Annotated in this window: 19 protein-coding genes and 2 tRNA genes; 14 read left to right on the top strand and 7 right to left on the bottom strand. The window is 45.9% G+C overall.

The annotated features are described in order from the left end of the window. The first annotated feature begins 376 nt into the window (after positions 1-376). The 4 genes from E8M12_RS06900 to E8M12_RS06885 all read left to right on the top strand — a co-directional run bounded on the left by E8M12_RS06900 (position 377) and on the right by E8M12_RS06885 (position 7,104). Positions 377-2,761: a TonB-dependent receptor gene (locus E8M12_RS06900; RefSeq protein WP_136735360.1), complete on the top strand. Its 2,385-nt coding sequence runs from the start codon at positions 377-379 to the stop codon at positions 2,759-2,761. A 13-nt stretch (positions 2,762-2,774) separates the two neighbouring features. Continuing rightward, on the top strand, positions 2,775-3,476 hold the full coding sequence (locus E8M12_RS06895; RefSeq protein ID WP_136735359.1) for a response regulator transcription factor: 702 nt from the start codon (positions 2,775-2,777) through the stop codon (positions 3,474-3,476). Positions 3,477-3,478: 2 nt separating this feature from the next. Next, complete coding sequence (locus E8M12_RS06890; RefSeq protein WP_136735358.1) at positions 3,479-4,708, top strand: sensor histidine kinase; 1,230 nt, start codon at positions 3,479-3,481, stop codon at positions 4,706-4,708. Positions 4,709-5,127: 419 nt separating this feature from the next. Continuing rightward, positions 5,128-7,104 carry a DUF3604 domain-containing protein gene (locus E8M12_RS06885; protein ID WP_136735357.1) on the top strand — a complete coding sequence of 659 codons (1,977 nt, stop codon included), beginning with the start codon at positions 5,128-5,130 and terminating at the stop codon, positions 7,102-7,104. Positions 7,105-7,289: 185 nt separating this feature from the next. Here the strand turns inward: E8M12_RS06885 and E8M12_RS06880 are convergent, their stop codons facing one another. Continuing rightward, entirely contained in the window at positions 7,290-7,904 is a 615-nt protein-coding gene (locus E8M12_RS06880; RefSeq protein WP_136735356.1) for a LysE family translocator, read from the bottom strand. 219 nt (positions 7,905-8,123) lie between these two features. On the opposite strand from E8M12_RS06880, the gene E8M12_RS06875 reads away from it, so the two are divergent. From E8M12_RS06875 to E8M12_RS06865, 3 genes are all read left to right on the top strand, one after another. Then, positions 8,124-8,510 (top strand): DUF4405 domain-containing protein, encoded by a 387-nt coding sequence (locus E8M12_RS06875; RefSeq protein WP_136735355.1) that lies wholly within the window; start codon positions 8,124-8,126, stop codon positions 8,508-8,510. A 194-nt stretch (positions 8,511-8,704) separates the two neighbouring features. After that, entirely contained in the window at positions 8,705-9,610 is a 906-nt protein-coding gene (locus E8M12_RS06870) for a mechanosensitive ion channel family protein (RefSeq protein WP_136735354.1), read from the top strand. Positions 9,611-10,002: 392 nt separating this feature from the next. Continuing rightward, the gene (locus E8M12_RS06865; protein ID WP_136735353.1) at positions 10,003-10,545 is read left to right on the top strand and encodes a hypothetical protein; all 543 of its coding nucleotides are present in this window, start codon (positions 10,003-10,005) and stop codon (positions 10,543-10,545) included. On the opposite strand, the gene E8M12_RS06860 is transcribed toward E8M12_RS06865, so the two are convergent. Continuing rightward, positions 10,535-12,118: a Na/Pi cotransporter family protein gene (locus E8M12_RS06860; protein WP_136735352.1), complete on the bottom strand. Its 1,584-nt coding sequence runs from the start codon at positions 12,116-12,118 to the stop codon at positions 10,535-10,537. The two genes, E8M12_RS06865 and E8M12_RS06860, sit on opposite strands and share 11 nt — an antisense overlap. An 849-nt stretch (positions 12,119-12,967) precedes the next feature. After that, positions 12,968-13,696 carry a tRNA (guanosine(46)-N7)-methyltransferase TrmB gene (trmB, locus tag E8M12_RS06855; RefSeq protein ID WP_136735351.1) on the bottom strand — a complete coding sequence of 243 codons (729 nt, stop codon included), beginning with the start codon at positions 13,694-13,696 and terminating at the stop codon, positions 12,968-12,970. 188 nt (positions 13,697-13,884) lie between these two features. On the opposite strand from trmB, the gene mutY reads away from it, so the two are divergent. The 4 genes from mutY (at position 13,885) to E8M12_RS06835 (ending at position 15,591) form a co-directional block, all read left to right on the top strand. Beyond that, the gene (mutY, locus tag E8M12_RS06850; RefSeq protein WP_136735376.1) at positions 13,885-14,934 is read left to right on the top strand and encodes an A/G-specific adenine glycosylase; all 1,050 of its coding nucleotides are present in this window, start codon (positions 13,885-13,887) and stop codon (positions 14,932-14,934) included. After that, a complete protein-coding gene (locus E8M12_RS06845) occupies positions 14,934-15,203 on the top strand; it encodes an oxidative damage protection protein (RefSeq protein WP_136735350.1) in 270 nt (89 codons plus the stop codon). Before mutY ends, E8M12_RS06845 begins: the two co-directional genes overlap by 1 nt. Positions 15,204-15,358: 155 nt before the next feature. Continuing rightward, positions 15,359-15,434: transfer RNA gene (locus E8M12_RS06840), tRNA-Phe, on the top strand. An 81-nt stretch (positions 15,435-15,515) separates the two neighbouring features. Then, positions 15,516-15,591, top strand: a tRNA-Thr gene (locus E8M12_RS06835). A 210-nt stretch (positions 15,592-15,801) separates the two neighbouring features. Here E8M12_RS06835 and E8M12_RS16540 read toward each other — a convergent pair. The 3 genes from E8M12_RS16540 to E8M12_RS06825 form a co-directional block, all read right to left on the bottom strand. Then, positions 15,802-15,930: a hypothetical protein gene (locus tag E8M12_RS16540; protein WP_281277707.1), complete on the bottom strand. Its 129-nt coding sequence runs from the start codon at positions 15,928-15,930 to the stop codon at positions 15,802-15,804. Between the two features lie 121 nt (positions 15,931-16,051). Continuing rightward, positions 16,052-16,354: a DUF3301 domain-containing protein gene (locus E8M12_RS06830; RefSeq protein WP_136735349.1), complete on the bottom strand. Its 303-nt coding sequence runs from the start codon at positions 16,352-16,354 to the stop codon at positions 16,052-16,054. 5 nt (positions 16,355-16,359) lie between these two features. Further along, positions 16,360-17,424 (bottom strand): DUF3549 family protein, encoded by a 1,065-nt coding sequence (locus tag E8M12_RS06825; protein ID WP_136735348.1) that lies wholly within the window; start codon positions 17,422-17,424, stop codon positions 16,360-16,362. Between the two features lie 423 nt (positions 17,425-17,847). On the opposite strand from E8M12_RS06825, the gene E8M12_RS06820 reads away from it, so the two are divergent. Further along, positions 17,848-18,198 carry a YqcC family protein gene (locus tag E8M12_RS06820; RefSeq protein ID WP_136735347.1) on the top strand — a complete coding sequence of 117 codons (351 nt, stop codon included), beginning with the start codon at positions 17,848-17,850 and terminating at the stop codon, positions 18,196-18,198. A gap of 12 nt (positions 18,199-18,210) precedes the next feature. Beyond that, complete coding sequence (gene truC / locus E8M12_RS06815) at positions 18,211-19,005, top strand: tRNA pseudouridine(65) synthase TruC (protein WP_136735346.1); 795 nt, start codon at positions 18,211-18,213, stop codon at positions 19,003-19,005. Here the strand turns inward: truC and E8M12_RS06810 are convergent, their stop codons facing one another. Further along, positions 19,006-19,392: a hypothetical protein gene (locus E8M12_RS06810; RefSeq protein WP_136735345.1), complete on the bottom strand. Its 387-nt coding sequence runs from the start codon at positions 19,390-19,392 to the stop codon at positions 19,006-19,008. A 376-nt stretch (positions 19,393-19,768) separates the two neighbouring features. On the opposite strand from E8M12_RS06810, the gene E8M12_RS06805 reads away from it, so the two are divergent. Continuing rightward, on the top strand, positions 19,769-19,978 hold the full coding sequence (locus E8M12_RS06805; protein ID WP_136735344.1) for a cold-shock protein: 210 nt from the start codon (positions 19,769-19,771) through the stop codon (positions 19,976-19,978). The last annotated feature ends 55 nt before the right edge of the window (positions 19,979-20,033 follow it).

Genomic DNA, 20,033 nt, shown 5'->3' with positions numbered 1-20,033 from the left:
TCGGATTGAAAAATTATAGCAGACGATAAGGTAGTCGTAGGCCAGGATTTACAGCTGTATTTTTCACCAACAACTCAGCCACAAGTTAAAGCTGTTGATTGGCTCCTTAACTCCCTGAGGGCTTTATGCAGCTAATTAGGGCGACTTTCTTTCTCAACGGTTGTATGACATATAGTGCACCGGGCACGAAATTGATGTCCACGTGAATATGGGATAATGTATCGTTTACATTGCGCTCACATTGTATTCACATTTTAGTCACATAAGCTTTGCTAACCTTGCTGCGTTTTATTAAAAAAATTAGAGCGTTGGAGGGTGGTTAAATGAACAGGCAATTGGAACTTGCATCCTGGTTAATTCACGGAGGAATCGCAATATGAACAAGTACTTGAGACAGGTATCCTTCTGGACTCTATGGACGCTATTGATCAGCTTTCCACTTTTTTCTTATGCAGCAGAGGCGCCGGGTACGCTGACAGTGATAGTCAAAAACCAGGATACGGATCGGCCTCTTTCAAGCGTACAGATCACGCTCAAGGAACGGGAAACTTCTTCTACACAATCCTTTGAAACCGACGAACAAGGCCGCATCGTCATTAAACAGTTGGACCCTGGCCTTTACTCGGTGGACTTAGTCAAAATCGGGTTTGCTTCCTTGTATGAGCCCAATGTCCGCGTGGTAACACGCAAAAATATCAAGATTGAATTTAAGCTTAAACAGCAAGACATTGAGGTAGTAGAGGTTAGGGGGCGCCAATCGGATTTACTTGCATCAGGTTCCACCACTTATCTTGACAGAGAAGCGTTGAGAAGTGCTGTGGGTGGTGGTGCAGATCCGCTGCTTTCGTTAGATGGACTGCCAGGCCTGGCATCCGCCAGTGAATTCGCCAGCTTCAGTGTGCGCGGCCGCGGTCCAAGAGATAATTTGTTATTTGTTGACGACTTTCCTTTTGATAAAGCCGTGCATTTTGATGCGACACTGGGTGAAGAAGAAGATGTTGGTGGTGGTGGCCGTTTTTCGATTTTCGCCCCTAACGTGATCAACGGCGCAGAATTCTCACCGGGGGGATGGGAGGCCGCTTATGGCGGGCGTGCCGCATCGCTACTTCAACTGCAAGTCGCTGATGGCAATCCAAGCCCGTCGGCAAGCTTTCGCTACGATCTAGCAGGTTATGAAGTGGGTTACGATGGTCCGATGGGTATCACTGACGACGCAACCTTGCTGGTGTCAGCCCGGCGACTGGATTTTGGCGCGCTGTTTGAAACCATAGAGGAACTGGACATTGGCGAGCCGGTATTAAGAGATGTCATCGTAAAATCCGTGCTACCCATTAATCAGGATCATAGCGTTGAAATTTTACTGATCGATACGCATGAGGACTATACCCGCGATGTTACCCACGTTTTTGAGTCGCCCAATTTTGAAGACGTGGCACTTCAGGATTCCGAGCAAGACAGTGATTTGTACGGATTGACCTTGCGATCATTGATTGGTGAAGAATCGGTCTGGACTAACAAAGTTTATTACCGCAAAAGTGACAAGGTAAGCTCGGAGGGCGAAGCGTTTCCGGATCTTGTACCTGAGGGAACACCCGCATCTGGTTTCCCGGTGCGAGAAGACATTGTTACCATCGGTGAAGGTGAAAAAGAGGTCGGCTGGCGAAGCGATTTTGAGACGGTGAATCAATGGGGTGTATTCAGTACCGGTATTCGGGTAACGCAGATTGAACTGGACTATTACACTGTCTTAGATGGCGATTGGATTCGATATGTTTACGACGACGATGATTTCAGGCCAGATCCTCAACAACGTTTTATTGTGCTGACTCCCGAAAGCTTAAACTCTTCAATAAATCAACAGGAAACCAGCTATGCCGGCTATGTTGATCAAGTTTTTGAATTTGGCGATTGGGATTTTGGCACCGGACTTAGGGTCGAACGAGACGGTTTTGCCGATGAAAGCTTCGTATCGCCCCGGTTCAGTGTCAACTGGCGCTCGAGTGAAACGATTAGATATTTTGCCACCGCAGGACTGTTTCATCAGTCGCCTCGGTATCTAGAGCTTGCCGCTAACGATTCAAACAATCTTAAGACCGAAAAAATCACCCATAGCAGTGTCGGTTTTAGATATTTGCCGAATAAAAACTGGTCACTGTTAACTGAGGCCTATTATCAAATTCTCGACGACCTGGTGGTTGACCTGGATAGAACACGTGGAACCTTTGCCAACAAGGGGGACGGCACATCCTACGGCATCGATTTCGTGCTTAACGGGACAATATGGGAAGGTCTTTACGCCAGCGCAACTTATTCGTATAACGATGCGGTGGTCGACAGGAAAGACGGTCGCGGTGATGTAGCCGCAGAATTTAGTCGCGAGCATGTAGCTACCCTTGGACTGACCTGGGAAATTAACGATCGCTGGAAAATTGCCGGGCGCTACAAATATCTTTCTGGCAGGCCAGACGACGTGTTTATTATTCATTCAGACGTGTTAGGGCCTGGACAACCTCTGCGCTACTCGAAAGAGATCACTGAGCGCAATGTCGGTCGTAAAAGTGGTACTGGTTTGTTGAATGTCCGTGTGGACTATCGGCGTGCATTTGGCCCCATCGATGTCACGGCTTTTCTTGATGTTATTAATGTAACGGCAGCGTCCTCGAGCGATGACAGCGAGTTTGACTATCGCCGGGGCGTTGTAGTGATAGACGATAGCGAAGCAGAGCCACTTATTGGTTTACGACTGGATTACGCCTGGTAAAGGGGAGCAGTATATGACACAAGCGCCAGGTGCAGCGCCGATTCGAGTGTTGATTGTCGAAGATAACCGCGATATTTGCGAAAACATTGCCGCGTTTCTTGAACAGCATAGTTACATTTTAGATTTTGCCTATGACGGTATCAGTGCGATGCACCTGGCACTGACGAGTCCGTTTGATGTTATTGTTCTTGACCTGATGCTTCCCGGGATGGATGGCCTGATCTTTTGCCAAAAACTGCGAGCTGATGCCAAAGTGGAAACTCCTGTGCTTATGCTAACCGCGAGAGACACGCTTGACGATAAACTCAAGGGTTTTGCAGCCGGTGCCGATGACTATCTGGTTAAGCCATTCGCATTGCAGGAATTGAATGCGCGACTGCAAGCGCTATACAAACGCAGTCATGGTAAAACCGACAACCTGTTAACGGTTGCGGACCTGACCATGAACCGGTCGACCCTGCAAGTCCATCGCGCCGGACAGCGAATCGAACTCAACCCGACTGGGATGAAACTACTGCAACGATTGATGGAGGAGGCGCCGTCGGTTGTAGCTCGTAATACTCTCGAAACTTTATTGTGGGCTGACGAGCACCCAGATGGCGATGCGCTTCGCTCGCACATGTACAAGCTGCGCCAGGCAGTAGACAGGCCGTTTGATAGCCCGTTAATTCATACGGTACATCGCATCGGGTACCGTATTGCAGAGGATGTTTAGTCATGTACCGGCACAGTTTGCGCAGGCGAGTCGCCCTGGCATTTGCTTTGTGTATAGCGGTACTCAGTATCGTTTGGGGCTTCGCCTTCTTTGCTGCGATCAAACTAAGTGAAGATCGTGTGCTGGTAAATCAGCTGCAAAGCGCAGCTGAAAGCTATCCGGCTATTCCAGAAAACCTGCGGGCATATGATGACATTAATCAATTGCCGAAATCACTCCAGGGTTGGGCGCAATCTAACCCCGATGCAGGATTGTACGAATTCACCAGCGAAGAGTTGCATGTCGCGGTAGTACCTAGCGAACATGAACCGCGACACGCATTTGTTGTTTTTGATGTTGCTGGTATCGAGGCAGCATCATCAGAGGACTGGTGGTGGTTACTCATTGTCACCGCTGTCGTAATTTCGCTCGGTGCCCTGGGTTTCTGCCTGGGCATGATGGTGATGCGCAAAGCTGTTGCTCCGGTCGCGCAACTCGCCAATGTAGTTGCCGATATAGACCCAGAAAAGCTATCGGCAGACGATCATAAACGCATAGAGTCCAGCCGGTTCGGCAATGATGAGGTTGGGGTGCTCGCCACGACCATTGAAAAGACGTTTGAGCGTATCAGCGCCTTTGTTGAGCGGGAACGATACTTTACCAATGCCGTTAGTCATGAATTACGCACGCCAATTACGGTGATAACCGGCGCGCTTGAGTTGTTGGCACAAAACGATTTGCCAGCGGCTGACGTGAAGGCGGTAGATAGAGCTAGGCGGGCAACCACCGACATGAAAACCATCATTGACATGTTTTTGTGCCTGGCTCGTGAAACCGATGATGGCTTGTATTATGGGCAGTTCCTAGTGATGCCACTGGTACAAAAGGCGATAGAACAGCAGGGCTACCTATTGAGGGGTAAGTGCATCGATGTTGAAATCGACGAGATCGAAAAAACTAGCGTGTATGGACATTCTCAGGCATTTTCTATTGCTATTAATAACCTGGTGCGCAATGCGTTTGAACACACGCTCGACGGACAGGGACCGATCACGATTAGCATCGAAGAGCACCAGCTATTGGTCACCAATCAGGTAAGCGGTGACGTTAATAATCGGCAAATGCCGGCTGAGACATCGTTTCAAGGGTATGGATTAGGTCTGGGAATCGTACAACGTTTGTGTGAGCGCAATGGCTGGTCGTTTTCGCTGATTAATGATGACATGCGTGTAATCGCTCGCCTTGCCTGGTAACGACACCATTTTTTGGTCCTCAAGCGACTCTGTCTTTACCTGGCAACGGAACATTTTTCATTCGAGACATCAGGCTCAAGGTTAAGATTCCCTGTCGTAGCAGGGAATGACGCAAGGCTTTTGGTTCACTCTTCCACCTCCCACCAGCAAAGCTTACCTCACTCAATCAGCAGAGTTTATCTCACTCAATCAGCTTAGCGCTTATGGCTTGAAGCTAGCGGCCAGAAAATTAGAATAAATCAAAATACTAGCTACCTTTATAACTGAATAATTGTATTTTAAGCCTCTTAATCTTGATGCAGTTGTAGATTTATAGGGAGAGGGAGTTCCGTTACTATTCTGGCTTTAACTAAGATAAGTGTCTAAGTCAGCATCATTCTAAAGAGCTTGTTTAGCCACAACGGCGCGGGGTATCTTTGATGAATTACGTAACATCCTTAACTAACTCACACCTAAAACATTGGCTACTCGTTGCTGGCATCGCGGCATTATTTTCCTGTAGTGAAGCAAAAGACGACTCGCTAAGCCAAGTGTCGGAAGTTTCAGAAAGCTCTTCTGAACAAACGAGAAGCCCAACGATCGCTGAATTAGAAGCTAAGGTGAAGCGCGACCCGTTGAAACAAGCCTATTTTGGTGAGTTGCATTTACACACTGCCTATTCTTTGGATGCCTATATCTTTGGTAACACCATGAATGATCCCTTCACCGCGTATCGTTTTGCTAAAGGCGAAGAGGTTAAATTGCCGACAGGTATCCCGAAAAAAATTGTCGAGCCGCTCGACTTTGCAGCCATTACCGATCATGCAGAGGCGTTGGGGGAATACGAAATATGTACCAACCCGGAAATGGATGGTTATGATTCCGAAACTTGTGTTGGGGTGCGGAAAAACGATATTAAGCCGTTCCAGGATATTTTCGCTGGTATCTCCAAGACACCAGCAATTCGCCTGAAGGACATCTGTGGTGAGGATGGCAAACCCTGTCAGGTAGCTGTAGAGGCTCCCTGGGCGCGCATTCAAAGAGCGGCGGCGGAAAACTATGAACCCGGTAAATTCACCAGCTTAGTCGCTTTTGAATTTTCGGCCAACGCGCCTGAAGGCGCGGGCGGTATGATGCACCGCAATGTTATTTTCAAATCCGACACGGTGCCTGATCGGGTGTTTAGTGCATTCGAAGGCCCGGCAGAAGATTTACATAAATGGTTAGAGCAAAATTGCACAGGTGATTGTAGTGTCCAGGCCATTCCTCACAACCCTAACTTTTATTGGGGGCGATTGTATTGGGGAAAGAACAGCGACGGTAGCGAATTTACTCAAGAAATAGTTGAGCGTCGGGCGCGTATAGAAAGGCTGGTCGAAATCATGCAAATCAAGGGTAACTCCGAATGTCAGAATGGCATTATGACGACGGATGAAGAGTGTAATTTTGAACTGGTTTTTGAAAAATGTCCTGACGGTGAAAATGCGGGTTGTAGTAATGACTATGCGTTTGTTCGAAATGGGCTTAAATTTGGCCTTAAAGAACAACAGAAATGGGGCGTAAATCCATTTAAGCAGGGATTTGTTGGCGCAACAGATAATCATAATGGTACGCCGAGTGACACCGCAGAGGATGATTTTGAAGGCCACTATGCCAACAATGATGGAACTCCTGAAGTTCGCCTCGGATTGAAAGCTAACCCCACCGCAGAGGCTATGGGGATGAGCGGTGATGACGACCCTACCAAATTATATAATCCTGGCGCCTTAACCGGCGTCTGGGCGGAAAGTAACACCAGGACTGATATCTGGGACGCTTTGTATCGCAGGGAAACGTTTGCAACGAGTGGAACCCGAGCCAAAGTGCGGGTATTTGCCGGTTATGATTTCACTGACAACAGCCATAAACAAAGCGACTGGGTGAAACTTGGTTATGAAAAAGGCGTACCTCAAGGGGGAGACTTATCTGCTGCACCTGAAAACCAAAAACCAAAACTTATTATCTGGGCTGAGCGTGATCCCAACAGTGCACCTCTTGCAAAAATACAGGTCATTAAAGGCTGGATGGACGATAAAGGGGATTTGCATGAGTTTACTGTTGACGTAGCCTGTTCAGATGGAGCTGTACCCAATCCTGACACCAAACGTTGCCCAGATAATGGGGCATCGGTTAACCTGCAAACCTGTGAAATCAGTAATGAAAAAGGCGCATCTAACCTGTCTGCCACATGGGAAGATGAGAGCTTCTCTGCGGCGGAAAGTGCATTTTATTATGTACGAGTCATCGAAAACCCTGTTTGTAGATGGAGCATGTATGATGCCAAAAAGGCCAAGGTTGAGCACCCTGAAGAGCTACCAAAAACCATTAAGGAACGAGTCTGGAGCTCACCAATATGGTATGAAGCCTCTGCAAAATAACGATTCTTAATACGGCATTGCCAACCTAACGCAATGCGTGGACAGATGCCAACGAGCCATGGGTGACCACTGGACGTTGGCAATTTCTGAGACTTATGGTCGTTTTACCCGATAATTCCTGTCTGGATGACTAGTGACGATTACAGCAAATTTTACATTGACTGATAGCCAATATGCTTAGTTTGCTAGGTTGTGACTAAAGACAGAGCAAAAACGATAAAGCTTAAGCCAAACAAACGTTTAATGAATGCTTTATGCCGATTGCTGATATTGAATTGATTGGATTGTTTACCCAGAAATGCATACAGCATTGGAAAGGTAAACGCCGAACACATACTGATGCACATTAGCGGGATAAATTGCTCAGCCATCGGTCGGTCTGCGTTAACAAATTGAGGGAGCAGGGCGCTAAAAAACAATAAGGCTTTGGGGTTGGTAATCGCCACGGTAAAATGTTTTCGCCACATATGGCGTCGTTTGGCCGAGCGAGAAAGTGGCTCATTGCCGCTCGCGATGGCGTTTGCTGAACGAATAATGTTGATACCCAAATAACACAGATAGCCGCAGCCCATTAACTTAAGCAGCATAAATGCGGTGGGTGAAGCTAATACTAAGCTGGTCAAGCCCATGGCCGATAAGCTGGCAAGCAGCAGTACTGCAGTTAAATGTCCGGTAACTGCAACGCCGGATTTTCTCAGACCCGCCATAGCGCCATTTTCGGCAGCAATAAAATTTGACGGTCCAGGCAAGGCAGCCACTAAAGCTGACATGGTGGCATAGGTAAGGTATTCAGTGACCATAACGATAATTCAAGTCTGACAACGGCAAATAAAAATCAGCGCGCATTATACGGATATTTTCAGCAAAGTCTGCCTATTGCTTTTAAAGTTTGGGGAAATGAACTCTCGATACTTGCCGTTAAAGCTTTGCTGCATCTTATTCATAATTATGAAAACAGCGAATTTGACTCATAATAAGAGTTTATGTTTTCTGAGACCGTTTTTTTATTAGGGTACTTTATGAGTAAAGCGTCGCTTATCAAGGTCGTTGATCTCTTGTCTTTCATTGGATTGCTGGCACTGATATCAACCGGCTCAGTGCTAGAATTAATATTGCCAGCCAAAAGTGGAGCAGCAACTGTCTGGGGCCTGACGAGGCATGAGTGGGGTGATATTCACTTCTATGTCTCGGTTATTTTTCTGATTCTCTTGAGCCTGCATCTATGGCTGCACATCAGGTTTATAAAAAGTGTGATTGTGGGTAAAGCATCCAGAGAGCACAATTATCGAATCGCCGTGGGTCTAGTCGCTCTGCTGGTTTTATTGTTGTTTACTATCGCACCGCTGTTTTCTTCGGTAGAGGATGAAGGCGGAAGACATTGGCACACCCAGGAGCCTCGACGTTAATCCCATATGGCCTGCAGATGCCAGCGAACAAAGCCTGAATCTCGACGCTCATTTTTGTTCTGTGAATCCTTCCCTCACCAAAATTCCTGGTAATGCTAATTATTATTGCTGTTGTGTCGATGCAATACTTTCGGTTTTTGCGTTAACGATTATGCTCTAAGCATGGTCTATAGGCTTTCATGCGTGGAGGAATAATGACGTTAACTCTGGAAAAGTTTTGGTCTTTGATTGATGAAAAACTCAGTTACTGGCTGGAAATCACGGTTAAGAATCTCCCCAATATCGTTATCGCGATTCTGATGCTGGTGGTTTTTCTGCTTCTCGCAAAGTGGATCTCGCAATGGCTCACTTCCTTGTTCCAGCGAATATTTGAATCTTCACAGGTCGCCGGACTGGTCGCGGGCATGATACGAATTTTCATCGCCGCCGTTGGTGTATTTTTTGCGCTAGACATCATGGGATTGTCAAAAGCGGTTGCTTCCTTGCTCGCTGGTGCCGGTATTATTGGCCTTGCGATAGGTTTTGCCTTTAAAGATATGACCGAAAACCTTATCGCCGGTGTCGTCATGGGGATTCGCAAGCCGTTTAGGGTAGGGGACGTCATTCAGGCTGGTGACACGTTTGGAACGGTAAAGCAGATTAACTTACGTAATACACTGATTAAAAACCTGTACGGCCAGCTGACGTATGTGCCCAATAAAGTTGTGTTCGTTAATGAGCTGATAAACTTTTCAACGAACCACATTCGCAGGGTGGAAGTGCCGGTCGGGATTTCCTATGCCGATGATATTGAAACGGCGCGTTCGGTGTTAATTGATGCGATTAACGATATTAAAGGGGTGATTAAACAGGATGAAACGGATGTCTTTGCCCATGAGTTTGCCGACAGTTCCATTAACCTGTTGGTTTGGTTCTGGATCAAATATCCCGATGAGCTGCACTTTGTGCAAATGCGTCACAAAGCGATAGTGGTTATCCACAAAACCCTGGAACAAAACAATATCCTTATACCGTTCCCAATTCGAACTTTAGATTTTGATTCCCAGGGAGTAACGCCATTGCAATCGCTGCAAATAAAGTCCGCTGATCGGGGAGAGTGAATCTGTAGATTGTCGTCGAAATACGAGTGGTTAAAAATTAACTGAACGTTGATACCTAAGTCTGAAGAGCCCAATAAATAATTAATTGGAAATCGAGGTTTTATTTGGCCAGGAAAGCTTGAATTCGGCAGATGATTCTATTGGCGACCAGTGATTACTTCAACAAAGCGGTTGTATGCGCAATCTTATGATACGATTTGCAGTTAGATGTTAGTTATTCTCTGTCCCGTCTCACATACTTACTCTCCGTAGAACTTTAGTTCGTTCAAAAGGTACCATTTCTAACCCTGCTACTGACAATCTTATTTTCACAAAGGTTAGTTTGGACACCGGTCGGAATCATGTCGTTATAGCCAACTAAGGAAGAATTTCTCTAATAAAGGGAGTTATCAATGTTAAAACAATTCTGTTTCGTGGTTTTATTCATGTTATCAGCGTCGGCTCACGCCCAGATAATTAACTTAGCGAATTTTAGCCCCGACATGTATTTCAAGGGGAGAGAATTACAATCATATGGAGTCAGTTCATATGGCCATCATGAACAGGTGGGCAGCACTGACTCAGGGGGAGTTTTGGAAGAGAACTTTGGTCATCCTAATATCCTTTCGATATGGCATTCTTTAAACATAGTATCTTATTCACTTGAAGATGCTTCAGCTGTAAATTCAAACGTTATATCAGCCGACTTTGGTCTGAACGGTATTTACGGGCTTAACTTATTAAATTATCTGCCGAATTTTCCGTGGTGGTTGCTGGATGAGCAAGGCAAAGGTAAAGGCAAAGAAACGCGACCTGAGCAAGGAAATCCGCATACATCAATTCCCGAATCATCAACAATTGCGTTGTTGGGTGTGGCCATGCTCGGAATGGTTTATTTGCGCTATCAATCACGCCGACGCCGTTTTAAAAGGTATACAAACCCAATTATTGGTTAGACATATGTAATTGGGTCATTCGTGAGGAAATACGGTGAAGGTGGTAACACACCCTGGCGAACCAGCGCGTAGCCTCGAGATATTGTGTCCCCTGGGTGATATCCATTTGCCCGGATCCGATGTTTTCCGCTATTTCCTGCCGTAACCTTAGTTGCAGGTTTTCAACACTGGTTGACAGGGTTAACGCTTCCTCACTGACCAACTTCCAACTATTTGCATTTTTATCATTGAAACAATCCCGAAAATTATTGATAAAAGTGATCAGATTGATTCGAGCTTCGGCAAGCTCCTGCCAGTTGCTGGCGGTAACGGCACGTTGCGCATCTTCTTCACAACGCTCGTGCAGGCGTTGCAAATGATCAATGATATGTATCGCCGCCAATAATTGATTCCAGAGTACATTGTTTGCCGGGGTGAGGTGAATTTTGTCTATGTAGCGATGACATTCATCCAGACTGGACTGCAAACGCACTAAATCAAAATCTATGTCACGCCTCATCAATTGGATTTCAAGGATATCCAACAATACCATTAGGTGGGAATTCAACGATTTATTGACAGCCACCAATGCCAAATCAGGATTGGCGAGCAGGGCATTGTCGAGAAACCGATTATGCTCATTGGGTTTACTGGGTATGACCTTTTTCATAAACCTGGCAAACTTGTGCGTAAACGGAATAACCAGGATCACACCCAGTAAATTAAACCCTGAGTGGAAGGCGACTAATGCCAGTTCCGGATCCTGATTTAATAACTCAGGGAAAAACTGATCAGCAGCCTCAATAAATGGGCTGATCAGGAAAAACGCCATGGTTGCCGTCATAAGATTGTAAATAACGTGGGAAAAGCCTGTGCGTTTTGCATTGACCGAACCGCCGATGGTTGCCAGGGCCGCCGTAGCGGTTGTACCGATATCCATGCCAATTGCCAAGGCCGCGGCCTGTTCAAACACAATAAGGTCGGCGTTGAGAGCGGTTAACGTTGCCGCAATTCCTGCACTTGATGATTGAGTCACAATGGTGAACAGGATACCAAAGCCAATTAACTGCAATCGACTTAACCAACTATCGCCGGGGAAATTATCAAAGGTCAATAGATCCTGCATGCCAGTCATGCCGGATTGCATGAGGCTGATCCCTAAAAACACCAAAGCAAAGCCCGCCATTACCAGCCCTAATTGGGCTAGCTTTTTATGAGCCAGTAAATTCAGTAATGCGCCGGTAAATAATAACGGGTAAACCAGTGAGCCAATTTTAAATTTAAATCCAAACAGAGCCACTAACCAACCGGTAATGGTAGTTCCCAGGTTGGCACCAAAGATAATCCCCAGGCTGCTGGTAAAGCTAATGATTTCGGCTGAAACAAATCCTACGGCAGCTATGGTGGTGGCAGATGATGACTGGAGCAGGGCTGTCGTTAAGGCGCCAAAAGTGACCGCACTTACCGGTGATTTGGTTAAATCGGACAGTATTCGCTTAATCTGGCGACCGGTAATGGCTTTCAGGGCACGGGTCATTATGCCCATGCCCAGTAAAAACAGCCCCAGACCGCCGAGTGTGGTCAGTAATTCCATAAATTAACGGTGAACTCAGTTTGGGCGGTAAACAGCATGTGCAATGGTTTTGACAGGTGCTGGACCGATACAGCGGTTCTATCGCTGATTCAAGTGCCAACGCATCTATCAATACGAGTTACTTTAAGGTTTAGCAGGGAACATAAATTAGTTCAATGCAGGACATGTTCTGGAAAATGCCTTAAAAACAGAGGAATAGACAGCAACGCTTTGTATCGACAGATACAACACCATGGTTAGAGAGGCAGATTGTATAAGACGGAGAACTGAGAGGAATTCTACTGACAGGCTATTGCGGATGGCCACACCAATAACGGTTGCGGCCATCCACGGGATAACTTATACCAATCCCATTAAGTTTGTGCACAACTCAGAGTTAGGGCAGAGGTTCAGTTACAACATAGGTTTCATTGATATAGTCATTCTATACCAGAGCGTGTTGACCTTTGCTGGCCGAATTTTGTTCAATAAGTTCCTATTAATTGTGAAACTGTTGGAACTACCAGCACACTTATTGTAAGGGACCGCAGCATTGAATTCTGCGAACAGCGTTTGTTTTGAACCTGAACTGCAGTTTTTCGAATTAACGTACATTCGTACGCTAAATCGAAAAGTCCTTGTTCATTTCCTAAACAATTCGCTGCAAAATTGCCCCCGAAAGATAAACACGCTTTAATGAAATATAGGGTCGTAAATGGGCCTTAAGATAAACTCCCTGCGGGTAAGTTTTAAAGGCGTTTATCCTGCGTTACTGATTTTGACAATGGAGTAACTATTCTCTGCAATCAAAGCCTTGCCTAAATGCCTTTAAATTCTCACTGAGTGAGCAATAATTTAATGTGATTGGTATTAACTGATGCGTTTAAATTGCAGGTCCCAGACGCCATGGCCAAGTTTCTGGCCACGGTTTTCGAATTTTGTCAGTGGACGATTATCAGGACGAGGTACGTAATCCTGGGTGGCAGACATGTTTTCAAAATGCTCTGCCTGGCGCATGTCATCAAGCATACACTCTGCGTAGTTTTCCCAATCCGTAGCCATATGGAATACACCACCAATCTTCAGGCTCTGACGCACGCTTTCGATAAATTCAGGTTTTACGATACGACGTTTGTGATGGCGTGCTTTGTGCCATGGGTCAGGAAAGAATAACTGCACGGTGTCGATAGATTGCTTAGGGACACAATCCGCCAGAATTTCGATAGCATCGTGTTCAAATACTTTTAGGTTGGTTACACCTTCAGCTTCGGCCAGTGCCAGACAGGCACCCACGCCTGGGCGGTGAACTTCAATGCCAATAAAGTTGCGCTCTGGCGCTGCTTTAGCCATGGCAACCAGGGATTTGCCCATGCCAAAGCCGATTTCCAGGGTAATCGGATTATCATTGCCAAACAGGTTCGCCATATCCAGCATACCATTACTGTGATCCAATCCCATGGTATCCCACAAGGTGTCCAGCGCTCTTGCCTGGCCCTTCGTTAAACGGCCTTCGCGTTTTACATAGCTGCGAACTTTACGGATGTACTTGCCTTCCGCTTCTGCCTGTTCGATGGTTTTGTGGGTTCTATCGTTACTCATGAAGTGCACTCAGTTGATTGGTTGATTGATTGACTTAAGTCACGCCCGGGAACGCTGGATAAACCGCTCCTTTCAGGCGTCGCGTATTATCTTTGTTTTGCCTGTAAAACTCAAGTTTTCACAGGTATGGATGTTGGCGCAGAGCCTTGTTGTGGTTACAATGGCGAAAAAACAAAGTCATCGAATTTATGTCGTTTAGTTCACAAGTATTGACCTGGTTTGCCGAGCAAGGTCGTAAACATTTTCCCTGGCAGCAAAACAAAACACCGTATCGGGTCTGGATATCTGAAATTATGCTGCAACAGACCCAGGTTACAACGGTCATTCCTTATTATCAGCGATTTATGGAATCGTTTCCGACGGTTGTCGATTTGGCCAATGCCGACGAAGATACCGTATTGCACCACTGGACCGGGTTGGGTTATTACGCCAGGGCCAGAAACCTGCATAAAGCAGCGCAAATCATTCGCGACGAATACGAGGGTAAATTTCCTGAAGATATCGACTCGGTCATGGCATTGCCGGGTATTGGCCGTTCGACGGCGGGTGCGGTTCTGTCGTTATCATTAAATCAATCTCATCCCATATTAGATGGCAATGTAAAAAGGGTGCTCGCCCGTTATTTTGCTGAATCCGGTTATCCCGGCCAAAGTAAATTTGAAAAGGCGCTTTGGGCATATAGTGAAGAATTAACACCCCAAGACAATGCGGCGGATTACAATCAGGCGATGATGGATATTGGTGCCACGGTGTGTACACGGGGAAAACCTTTATGTGAACGCTGTCCGGTTGCGCTTAATTGCCGGGCGCAGCGAACGGGAACCACCGATCAATATCCGGGCAAGAAACCGAAAAAAGAAAAGCCGGTTAAACGCACTCATATGCTGCTGTTTACAGACAATGAGCAGGTGCTTATGTATAAGCGTCCGCAATCGGGGATCTGGGGCGGGTTGTGGAGCTTCTATGAAGCAGAATCGGAGGAGCAAATTGTAACAATAGCGGCAGAGCTAGGATTAGAAGTGCAGTCTCAGGAGTTGTTGGATGAATTTCGTCACACCTTTAGTCACTTTCATCTGGATATTGTCCCGGTGAAATTGCAAATCCAGGGACAAGCGACAATTATTAATGATCACCAGTCGCAGCTTTGGTACCATCTGCAGCACGGCGCTGATATAGGTTTGGCGGCATCAAGCAAAACCTTATTAGCCAAATTAACAACCAGTAAAGAGAGTAAATAATGGGTCGTACGGTATTTTGCCAACACTTACAAAAAGAAGATGACGGGTTGGATTTTCAGTTTTACCCGGGAGAGGTAGGTAAACGAATTTTTGACAACATTGGTAAAACCGCCTGGGCGCTCTGGCAGAAAAAGCAGACCATGTTAATCAATGAGCACAAGCTGTCGATGATGAATGCCGATGATCGCATGTTTCTCGAAGAAACCATGGTAGCCTTTCTGTTCGAAGGCAAAGAGCCAGAAATTGAAGGCTATACACCGCAAAAGTAAACCCCTCGTTAATTTTTGCTTATTTAAACCGCACCTTGTTGCATAAATGAGCGAACGACAAATTTTGTAAAAAAAGGGGTTGACGGGGCGCACGAAAAAACGTTTAATAGCGCCCGTCCTCAAGGACAACAGGGAATTGCCCTTAAACATAGTTTGCCCAGATAGCTCAGTCGGTAGAGCAGGGGATTGAAAATCCCCGTGTCGGTGGTTCGATTCCGCCTCTGGGCACCATATTTAAGAAGTACTGAATATCATTCATTACTTCGGTGCCAAGATAAAAGGAAACACCTTTTATCGCACACAGTTTTGTGTGCCGACTTAGCTCAGTTGGTAGAGCAACTGACTTGTAATCAGTAGGTCGCCAGTTCGACTCCGGCAGTCGGCACCATTCATACGAAAGCCTCAGCAGAAATGCTGAGGCTTTTTTTTGTACATGGATGTACTTATCCTCCCGTACCATGGACGGTAGCAAGGGAGGGTTTGCACATGGATGTACTTAGTCGAGATATTTTCATCCCTGATATCTCGACATACCGTAAATCCCTTTACATCGTCGGTAAATTTCCGTCCATGATATCTCGACATACCGTAAATCCCTTTACATCGTCGGTAAATTTCCATCCATGATTTCCTGACATACCGTAAATCCCTTTACATCGTCGGTAAATTTCCATCCATGATTTCCCGACATACCGTAAATCCCTTTACATCGTCGGTAAATTTCCATCCATGATTTCCTGACATACCGTAAATCCCTTTACATATTCTCCCGTACCATGGACGGTAGCAATGGAGGGTTTCTGCTTTCTCTCAAAGGTCTGATGCGACAATGGAGCACCAGATCAGTATTAAGAAATGCTATATGGCGGCAGCTCAATCTTCTCTAATCGATTACCACGCATTTGCACCGTGCCGGTATAACTCGAGGTGTTATCGCCAGAGAACTCAAATTCAAACACACTGAGCAAATGCAGGCCCTGGCGTTTGTTTAGCGCCCAACGCGACGAGGTCCGGGCGATTGAAATAAATTGAATGCCCTGTTGTGAGCAGTGTTTTTTAGCAAACACGCGCGCTGTTTCAGCGACTTTCCTCAGGAAAAACAAATACCAGATCACTAAAAACCCGGCTAATCCTACATAAATTTCCGCCATCACATTTATCCTTGTTGTTTGGTTTGTCCCTGCATGGTCTTAAATAATGTGCCAATAGCAGCTTCCAGTGCTTTGCTTCGGGTTTCTGAGCGAATTACCTGTAGCAGAACCGGGCGAATCATTGGCAGTGCCACCAGATCCTGGAACAGGGCGAAAAATGTTGCATCATCGACAAATTCTGTGACCGCCTCTAAGAATCGTTGCATGCGATCATAATCGGCTAGTGCCATCCAGCCGCGTCCAGAAATCGAGACCATGATCTCTAGCTGTTGACATCTTTCATCGGCAATCAGGGTATCCGCCAACTCTAAAAATGCCGGATTAAGGGCATTACCACTCATAGCCCTGACCAAGCTGCTAATGCGGCTGGTATTGATGCTTTCATTTGCCAGTTCTGCTTTCGCCAGGTCAGCAAGAACATTGATTAAACTGACCGGCAACGGCTGGTTTTCCAGAGCCACACTTAGTGGGGTAAATACCTGCTCGGGCAGGTGTGGTAGCGCAGTCGCTAAAATATCAGCATTAGCCGCTTCGTGAGTTCTAACGGCAAAATCACATAAGCCCTGCACACCAATACCCTGCCAGTTATCCCAGCCCAGCTCACCGGTAAAATACAGGTGGCAATGTTCGAAATACTGGGATGCTGGTTGTTTGAACTCATATTTTAACGTGGCATTTAACGCCGCCAGTTTGTATTGCGAAGGAGTAAAGTTATAAGGATTACTTTTTAACAGCTCTTCCTGCTTCTCGGTAGGGTCGACGGTAAGATCCTTGCCAAGGGCTTCAATGATGATCGCGATAAAGTGATTTCTCGCAGCCTGATTGAGCAGGCCTCGTTCATCCAGAGGTAGTTTGATAAACCAGATATAAGGTTTTTCAGGACGTTTTTGCCAAAATACCACGGCTAAATGCGCATGGCCTTGTAGTGGAGAAGGGTATGGCATCATTGCCTGTTCGATACGCTCGAAATCTGCTTTGGAGATTTTCTCGACTTTGCGGCCAAGATCAAACACACGGTAGTTGCTCTCGGATACTTGCAGTAACTCGGATAAGGTATCTATTTGCGACATAAAATGAAGATGTTATTTGCTGGATGTAAACTGGCTGCGATTATAACAAGTCCGCAGGTTCAGTACACGTGTAATACCAATCACATTAAATTATTGCTCACTCAGTGAGAATTTAAAGGCGTTTAGGCAAGGCTTTGATTGCAGAGAATGGTCGTTCCATTTTCAAAATTAGCCAAAATCAGTAACGCAGGATAAACGCCTTTAAAACTCACCCGTAGGGAGTTTATCAGAGGCCCATTTCCGGCCCTAGATTTCAGTAATATAGAATGACTATATCAATGAAATCTATGTTGAAAATGGACCTCTGCCCTAACTCTGAGTTGTGCGCAAACTTAATGTGATTGGTATATATCGTTGTCGCTGAGTTGCTGTCAGTAATTCCGGGCGGGTATAATTATACTCGTATAGAAAAACGAGCTTCTGATGAATAAATCACAACAATTGAAAACCTTATTGGTGTTACTGCAAGACAACCTGCATGAGTTGAACCTCTGGCAAATGGATACTCCAACGGCAGAGCAACTGGCATCGACGCAACCGTTTTGTGTCGATACCCTGAGATTCGAGCAATGGCTACAATTTATCTTCATTCCTAAAATTTCTGAAATGATAGCGTTAAATCTACCATTGCCAACGCAAATAAGTTTATGTCCGATGGCAGAAGAGTCGTTTAAGGGCGTAGGCGAGCAGGCGGCAAAGGTGATCAATACTATCGGCGATATTGATGAGCTAATGTCTGGTCAGCGTCAGCAAACCCTGTATCTTAATAAATAGGCATTGTCGGCTATGGATAAATGTGATTTAAAAAACGATGTCGGGTTGGAGGAGGAGCGAGAAGATGTTCCTCCTGTCCTCGATATTTTGTATCAGGATGAGTATCTGGTCGCCGTCAGCAAGCCTTCAGGGCTATTTGTACATCGCTCCTATCTCGACCGCCATGAAAAGTACTTTGCATTGCAGCTGGTTCGCGATCAGGTTGGTCAATATGTTTACCCTTTACATCGATTGGATCGGCCGACTTCTGGTGTGTTGTTATTTGCTCTGTCTCAGGATGTTGCGCGACTCATGGGCGAGCAGTTTAGTGAAAATCGTATTCGCAAGACGTATCTGGCAATGTGCCGGGGCTATACCCCGGAATCCGGGTTAATTGATTATCCATTAAAAGAAAAGCTGGATAAGCTGGGCGACAAATTTGTCAGCGAAGACAAGCCTGCGCAACAGGCGGTAACGGAATTCGTAACCCTGGCGCAGGCGAGCCTGCCGATCCCATTGGGCAAATTCCCGACGGTGCGCTATTCGCTGTTGCAACTGAACCCAAAAACCGGCAGGCGCCATCAACTAAGACGGCATATGGCGCATCTGCGGAACCCCATATTGGGCGATATCAATTATGGCGACAATAAGCAAAACCCGTTTTTCGGACAACATTTTGGTTTTCGTCGCCTGATGCTGCATGCCTGGCAACTTGAGTTCACTCACCCAATATCCCAGCAAGTGGTCAATATCTGCGCGCCACTAGACCCAGAGTGGCTGCAGGTAATTAACAGTTTGCAATGGCCAAACCCGGATATCGACAGTTAGTCAAAACGGTGGCAACGACGTGTCATTTATCAGCCCCTGGCGCTTTAATTCTGCATTGATGGAGCCATTGGTGCGCTGAAACTTGTTGGCTAAGTCTTTCACCGATAATCCTTGCCGGAATTGCTCGGCTAACTGCTGTCTTAACTCTGGTGTCCAGGGCATACCGCAGTTTATTGGCAATCCTTTATCAATATTTTTTTGTTTTATCTGCTCCGGAGTCAATCGTATTTGTTTACTGCGCTCGTTGATATAGTCAACACAGGTAAATAAATCGCGGATCACCTGTGGGTGATTGTACGGGGAGTCTTTTGCAAATGCCTGTTTTGATATCGGGTCGATGCCGCGCGCAAGGCTGGCAAGCGTCTGTAACGGCTTTTGAATGTCCATGTTCATATCTCCTTGTTAAATGTAAAAGAACGCTGCAAAAGAAGGGTAGTGATGCAGCGCCTTTTTAAAGCTTAGCGCAGCAAAATTGGTCAATGAACGAGGCTGAATTTTGAAAAGCGGAGAGAATGTGTGCCTTAATTGTTACAGATCAACGAAAAACGCCGTTGTCACACAAATTTCATGATCTAATTTCTTGTACAGTTAAGGAAAAGCTGTATACTGATCGAGCAAGCTTGAAAAATGCTATACGTTTTATCTCGATTTATCGTTCTATGTAGTACAAACATCTCGACATATTAACACATACATCATTAAAGCTAGGAAGCTCCACAAGGGGAGCCAGAAACATTAATTTTGAAATTTAGGAATACTTATTATGTCTGATGTTCGCACAGGTTCAGTAAAATGGTTTAACGACGATAAAGGCTTCGGTTTTATCCAACAGGCTGAAGGTCCGGATGTATTCGTTCACTTCCGTGCTATCCAAGGTACTGGTCGTAAGACTCTAGTTGAAGGCCAACAGGTTGAGTTTGAAGTAGTTCAAGGTCAAAAAGGTCCTCAAGCTGACAACGTAAAAGCGTTATAAGCGAAAAGATTCTTGAAAAAGGCAGCCTCGGCTGCCTTTTTTGTTGCCTGAAATA

Source organism: Thalassotalea mangrovi, from assembly GCF_005116735.1.
Classification (GTDB): domain Bacteria; phylum Pseudomonadota; class Gammaproteobacteria; order Enterobacterales; family Alteromonadaceae; genus Thalassotalea_A; species Thalassotalea_A mangrovi.
Note: the sequence above shows the minus strand (reverse complement) of the source record. Positions and strands in the feature narration are given on the sequence as shown.

What these genes read in the sequence shown, in the direction of transcription:
- E8M12_RS06900 (WP_136735360.1), top strand. Translation starts at nt 377, where the DNA reads ATGAACAAGTACTTGAGACAGGTATCCTTCTGGACTCTATGGACGCTA.
- E8M12_RS06895 (WP_136735359.1), top strand. Translation starts at nt 2,775, where the DNA reads ATGACACAAGCGCCAGGTGCAGCGCCGATTCGAGTGTTGATTGTCGAA.
- E8M12_RS06890 (WP_136735358.1), top strand. Translation starts at nt 3,479, where the DNA reads ATGTACCGGCACAGTTTGCGCAGGCGAGTCGCCCTGGCATTTGCTTTG.
- E8M12_RS06885 (WP_136735357.1), top strand. Translation starts at nt 5,128, where the DNA reads ATGAATTACGTAACATCCTTAACTAACTCACACCTAAAACATTGGCTA.
- E8M12_RS06880 (WP_136735356.1), bottom strand. Translation starts at nt 7,904, where the DNA reads ATGGTCACTGAATACCTTACCTATGCCACCATGTCAGCTTTAGTGGCT.
- E8M12_RS06875 (WP_136735355.1), top strand. Translation starts at nt 8,124, where the DNA reads ATGAGTAAAGCGTCGCTTATCAAGGTCGTTGATCTCTTGTCTTTCATT.
- E8M12_RS06870 (WP_136735354.1), top strand. Translation starts at nt 8,705, where the DNA reads ATGACGTTAACTCTGGAAAAGTTTTGGTCTTTGATTGATGAAAAACTC.
- E8M12_RS06865 (WP_136735353.1), top strand. Translation starts at nt 10,003, where the DNA reads ATGTTAAAACAATTCTGTTTCGTGGTTTTATTCATGTTATCAGCGTCG.
- E8M12_RS06860 (WP_136735352.1), bottom strand. Translation starts at nt 12,118, where the DNA reads ATGGAATTACTGACCACACTCGGCGGTCTGGGGCTGTTTTTACTGGGC.
- trmB (WP_136735351.1), bottom strand. Translation starts at nt 13,696, where the DNA reads ATGAGTAACGATAGAACCCACAAAACCATCGAACAGGCAGAAGCGGAA.
- mutY (WP_136735376.1), top strand. Translation starts at nt 13,885, where the DNA reads ATGTCGTTTAGTTCACAAGTATTGACCTGGTTTGCCGAGCAAGGTCGT.
- E8M12_RS06845 (WP_136735350.1), top strand. Translation starts at nt 14,934, where the DNA reads ATGGGTCGTACGGTATTTTGCCAACACTTACAAAAAGAAGATGACGGG.
- E8M12_RS16540 (WP_281277707.1), bottom strand. Translation starts at nt 15,930, where the DNA reads ATGGAAATTTACCGACGATGTAAAGGGATTTACGGTATGTCGGGAAAT.
- E8M12_RS06830 (WP_136735349.1), bottom strand. Translation starts at nt 16,354, where the DNA reads ATGGCGGAAATTTATGTAGGATTAGCCGGGTTTTTAGTGATCTGGTAT.
- E8M12_RS06825 (WP_136735348.1), bottom strand. Translation starts at nt 17,424, where the DNA reads ATGTCGCAAATAGATACCTTATCCGAGTTACTGCAAGTATCCGAGAGC.
- E8M12_RS06820 (WP_136735347.1), top strand. Translation starts at nt 17,848, where the DNA reads ATGAATAAATCACAACAATTGAAAACCTTATTGGTGTTACTGCAAGAC.
- truC (WP_136735346.1), top strand. Translation starts at nt 18,211, where the DNA reads ATGGATAAATGTGATTTAAAAAACGATGTCGGGTTGGAGGAGGAGCGA.
- E8M12_RS06810 (WP_136735345.1), bottom strand. Translation starts at nt 19,392, where the DNA reads ATGGACATTCAAAAGCCGTTACAGACGCTTGCCAGCCTTGCGCGCGGC.
- E8M12_RS06805 (WP_136735344.1), top strand. Translation starts at nt 19,769, where the DNA reads ATGTCTGATGTTCGCACAGGTTCAGTAAAATGGTTTAACGACGATAAA.